Source organism: Lentzea sp. NPDC060358, from assembly GCF_042725365.1.
GTDB lineage: Bacteria > Actinomycetota > Actinomycetes > Mycobacteriales > Pseudonocardiaceae > Lentzea.
Genome location: NZ_JBHXCW010000386.1, coordinates 1 through 4,574 on the forward strand (window position 1 = coordinate 1; position 4,574 = coordinate 4,574).

At 72.6% G+C, this 4,574-nt stretch carries 5 protein-coding genes; 1 reads left to right on the plus strand and 4 read right to left on the minus strand.

All coding sequences use genetic code 11. The features are described from left to right. Window positions 1-269: 269 nt before the first annotated feature. From ACFWGZ_RS39620 to ACFWGZ_RS39635, 4 genes are all read right to left on the minus strand, one after another. A complete protein-coding gene (locus ACFWGZ_RS39620) occupies window positions 270-593 on the minus strand; it encodes a hypothetical protein (RefSeq protein ID WP_382456735.1) in 324 nt (107 codons plus the stop codon). A gap of 359 nt (window positions 594-952) precedes the next feature. Then, window positions 953-1,609: a CoA transferase subunit B gene (locus tag ACFWGZ_RS39625; protein ID WP_382456736.1), complete on the minus strand. Its 657-nt coding sequence runs from the start codon at window positions 1,607-1,609 to the stop codon at window positions 953-955. Between the two features lies 1 nt (window position 1,610). Further along, on the minus strand, window positions 1,611-2,387 hold the full coding sequence (locus ACFWGZ_RS39630; RefSeq protein WP_382456737.1) for a CoA transferase subunit A: 777 nt from the start codon (window positions 2,385-2,387) through the stop codon (window positions 1,611-1,613). After that, window positions 2,387-3,601, minus strand: coding sequence for an acetyl-CoA C-acetyltransferase (locus ACFWGZ_RS39635; protein WP_382456738.1), 1,215 nt, complete (start codon window positions 3,599-3,601; stop codon window positions 2,387-2,389). The genes ACFWGZ_RS39630 and ACFWGZ_RS39635 overlap by 1 nt, the downstream gene beginning before the upstream one ends. A gap of 79 nt (window positions 3,602-3,680) precedes the next feature. Between ACFWGZ_RS39635 and ACFWGZ_RS39640 the strand changes: the two genes are divergently transcribed. Continuing rightward, on the plus strand, window positions 3,681-4,574 hold an 894-nt coding region (locus ACFWGZ_RS39640), incomplete at its 3' end, for a LysR substrate-binding domain-containing protein (protein WP_382456739.1).

The following is a 4,574-nucleotide window of genomic DNA, read 5'->3' on the forward strand; positions in this document are numbered from 1 at the left end:
CGGCTTCCGCTGCTGGACAATTACCCCCAGTTCGTGTTCACTTTCACCGGCTACGCCGTCCCAAAGGGGGCCCGTCACTTTTTTTTGGCTGCCCGGGCGGGGGGTGTCCGGCCCGCACACCCGCCTTCCGTGCTTTGCGCGGACCGATGCCTTGGGGCATCGAGGTGGTCGGCCGGACGCGCCGGCTGGTGGGAGTGCCGGATCACCCGCGCCGGGTGGGGTCGCGATGGCCTTGTGCGCGCGTCACGAAGCCATCGCCCTGGTGCACGTCAGCAATCGATGCGGGTCACGTTCCCGTTGTCGTCGAGCCAGACCGTGCAGCCGTTGCTGTAACGCCAGATGCTGCTGTTCTCGCCGAACCACTCGATGGTGAAGGTGACGCCGTCGTCCGTGTACCCCGCCACCGGGCGACCCCTGTCGTCGAACTGCGTGTAGTGGGTGCCCAACGCCGACATCGGCCCGCCGGGGTTGCCCGCGAGAGTCGTCGCCGACGCTTCCACCGGGAAGGCCGCGGCCGGTCCTGCGGCGCCGATCAGAACTCCGCCGAGCACAGCGGCGATGACCGCAGTCGTCTTGAAGAACCTGGTTCCCATTTTTTCTCCCTGGAGCTGGAGCGAACTTATTAGGACTCCTAGGAAGTTAGGGCAGTGGTTACGCTGCGGCGTCGAACATGTGCCCTCGGTCACATCGAGGGCGCGCCCGGTCTCGCGCATGGATTTTTGGCGAATGAACATGGCGCAGGGTGATAATTCGTCGAATTCCTGCTCTGAACGGGTGTGTGCAACGCGGAAATGCGGGCTCGTCGATCGTCTCGATGGTCGTATTGTCGTTCTGCCTCAAACAAGGCGGAGTGAGGCGGTTGCGGAGCGAAGTGAAGTCGTCCGGTGCAGTCGAAGGCTCGATGAACACTGTCCGTGACGATCTCGCGGCCTCAGTGGCCGTTGCCGACCACTCAGGACTGTCCACGAAGGACGGTCTCGGCCCGCACGAGCCGCGCCGCGGTCTTCCCCCCGACCTCCTCGAACGACACCCCCGGCGCCAGTTCGACCAGCTCGAACACCCCGTCCGCCACGTCGAGCACCGCCAGGTCGGTGATCACGCGGGAGACGACCCCGCGGCCGGTGAGCGGCAGGGTGCACGCCTCGACGAGCTTCGCGTCGCCGGTGCGGGCGGTGTGCTCCATCAGCACGATCACCCGCCCGGCACCGCTGACCAGGTCCATCGCGCCGCCCATGCCCTTGACCATCGCGCCGGGCACCATCCAGTTCGCGAGGTCGCCGCGGGCGGAGACCTGCATGCCGCCGAGGACCGCGGTGTCGATGTGGCCGCCGCGGATCATCGCGAAGCTCGTGGGCGAGTCGAAGAACGACGCGCCGGGCAGCACGCTCACGGTCTGCTTGCCCGCGTTGATCAGGTCGGGGTCGACCTCGTCGTCGTAGGGGAACGGGCCGACGCCGAGGATGCCGTTCTCGGCGTGCAGCGTGACGGCAGAGCCGGCCGGCAGGTGGTCCGGGATCAGCGTGGGCAGGCCGATGCCGAGGTTGACGTACTCGCCGTCGCGCAGCTCGCGCGCGGCTCGGGCGGCCATCTCGTCGCGGGTCCAGGCCATGTCAGGTCGCCTCCCGGCGGGTGCGGGTCGTGCGCTTCTCGATGTCCTTGCGGGCGGCCTGCTCCGGGGTGAGCGCGACGACGGCCTGCACGAACACACCGGGCAGGTGCACGTGGTCGGGGTCGATCCCGCCCACCTCCACGACCCGTTCGGCCTCGACGACGGTGAAGCGGCCGGCCATCGCCGCCGCCGGGTTGAAGTTGCGGGCGGCGGCGTGGAAGACGCAGTTGCCCGCGCGGTCGGCGACCGCGGCGCGCACGAGGGCCACGTCGGTGACGATCGACTCCTCCAGCACCATCTCCCTGCCGTGGAAGGTGCGGACCTCCTTGGGCGGCGACACGAGCGCGACGGTGCCGTCCGAGTGGTAGCGCCACGGCAGGCCGCCCTCGGCGACCATCGTGCCGACCCCGGTGGGCGTGAAGAACGCGCCGACACCGGAACCGCCCGCCCGCAGCCGTTCCGCGAGCGTCCCCTGGGGAGTGAGCTCGACGGTCAGCTCGCCCGCGAGGTACTGCCGGGCGAACTCCTTGTTCTCGCCGACGTAGGACGCGATCACGCGGCTGATCCGGCGGTGCTCGAGCAGCAGGCCGAGACCGGCGCCGTCGACGCCGCAGTTGTTCGACACGATCGTGAGGTCGTCGGCGCCCTGCTCCAGCAGCGCCTCGATCAGGAACCACGGGATGCCCGCGAGGCCGAACCCACCGACGGCGACGCTCGCACCGGACCGGACGCCCGCCACCGCCTCGGCCGCGCCGCCGACCACCTTGCCGGGGCCCATCAGCGCACCGCCTCGAAGACGGCGGCGAGGCCCTGGCCGCCGCCGATGCACATCGTCTCCAGCCCGTAGCGGCTGCCGCGGCGGCGCATCTCGTGCGCGAGGGTGGCGAGGATCCGCGCCCCGGTCGCGCCGACCGGGTGGCCGAGCGAGATGCCGGACCCGTTGGGGTTGAGCCGGTCGTCGGCCGGGTCGACCTTCCACTCGTGCAGCACCGCGAGCACCTGGGCGGCGAACGCCTCGTTGAGCTCGATCACGTCGACGTCGCCGAGGGTGAGCCCGGCCCGGCCGAGCGCGGCGGCGGTCGCGGGGACGGGCCCGATGCCCATCACCTCGGGCCCGACACCGGCCACCGCCCAGGACCGCAGAGCGAGGAACGGCCGCAGGCCGCGCCGGTCCGCCTCGGCGCGGGTGGTGACCACGCACAGCGCGGCGCCGTCGTTCTGCCCGCTGGCGTTGCCGGCGGTGACCGTGGCGTCCGGGTCGAGCTTCAGCCGGACCGGCCGGAGCGCGGCGAGGTCGTCGAGCGTGGTGTCCGGGCGCGGGTGCTCGTCGCGGTCGACGACGACGTCCGGCTTGCCGCGCCGGCCGGGCACGGTCACCGGCACCAGCTCGTCGGCGAACCGGCCCGCGTCCTGCGCGGCGCCCCAGCGCTGCTGCGACCGCACCGCGAGCTCGTCCTGCTCGGCGCGGGAGAGGCCGTACTCGCGGCGGAGGTTCTCGGCCGTCTCGATCATGCCGCCGGGCACCGGGTGGAACCGGCCGCCGGCCGTCTCGCGCGCCCGGTCGAGCCGGTCGGCCAGCTGGACGCCCCCGCCGCGGACGCCGGTGCGCAGTCCGAGCGCGTAGTGCTCGACCTGCGACATCGACTCGACGCCGCCGGCCACGACGACGCTCGCCGCACCCGTCGCGACCTGACCCGCCGCGTAGAGCACCGCCTGCAGCCCGGACCCGCAGCGCCGGTCGACCTGCAGGCCCGGCACCCCGGTGCCGAGGCCCGCGTCGAGGGCCGCGACCCGGCCGATCGCGGGCGACTCGCCGTTGGCGTAGCCCTGGCCGAGCACGACGTCGTCGACGTCGCCCTCCCGCAGACCCGTGCGGTGCACCAGCTCCCGGAGCGCGGCGGTGGCGAGGTCGGTGGCGGTCAGCGAGGACAGCGCCCCGCCGAACCTGCCGACCGGGGTCCTGAGCGGTTCGCAGATCACGACGTCGGTCATGCCCCCGACGCTAGGCGCCCGCGGCCATATCCTGAAATACTCATTTCCCGGTCACTGAGACTCTGCCAGTATCAATGCGGTGGAACTCCGTCACCTGCGCTACTTCGTCGCGGTCGCCGAGGAACGGCACTTCGGCCGGGCCGCCGAGCGCCTGCACATGGCGCAACCCCCGCTGTCGCAGCAGATCCAGCAGCTGGAGGCCGAACTCGGGGTGACGCTGCTGCACCGCACGACCCGCAAGGTCGAGCTCACCGGCGCGGGAGCGGTCTACCTGGACCGCGCCAGGGCCGTGCTCGCCGCCCTCGACGACGCGGGGGCCGAGGCGTTGCGCGTGGCGGAAGGGCTGCAGGGCCGCCTGGTCGTGGGCTGCGTCGGGTCCGCCACCTACAGCCTGCTGCCCGCGTTCGCCCGCGCCCTGCGGGAGCAGCTGCCCGCCGTCGACCTGGTCTTCCGCGGCGAGATGCTGGCACCGGACCAGCTCGAGTCGCTGCTCGCCCGCCGCATCGACCTCGCGCTGCTGCGCCCGCCGGTCGAGCACCCGGTGGTGCGGGTGCGGACCCTGCGCCGCGACCGGTTCATCGTCGCGCTGCCCGAGGACCACCGGCTCGCCCGCCGGCGGCGGTTGCGGATCGAGGACCTGCGCGACGAGGACCTGGTCGTGCACGCGTCCCGCGGCCGTTCGGTCATGCACGGGGTCGTGGCGCGGCTGTGCCGGGCGGCGGGGTTCGAGCCGCGGTTCCGCGACGAGGTCGCGGAGACCTCCACCCTGGTCACGTTCGTGGCGGCCGGGCTCGGGGTGGCGGTGGTGCCGGAACCCGTCGCGGAGCTCGGGGTGCCCGGCACCACCTACCGCCCGCTTACCGGCGGGCACGGCATCGACCTCGTGGCGGCCGTGCGGGCCGACGACGACTCGCCGGTGCTCGAGCGGGCGCTCGGACTGCTGGAGCAGCCCGTCCGGGCGGCGTCGTCCTCG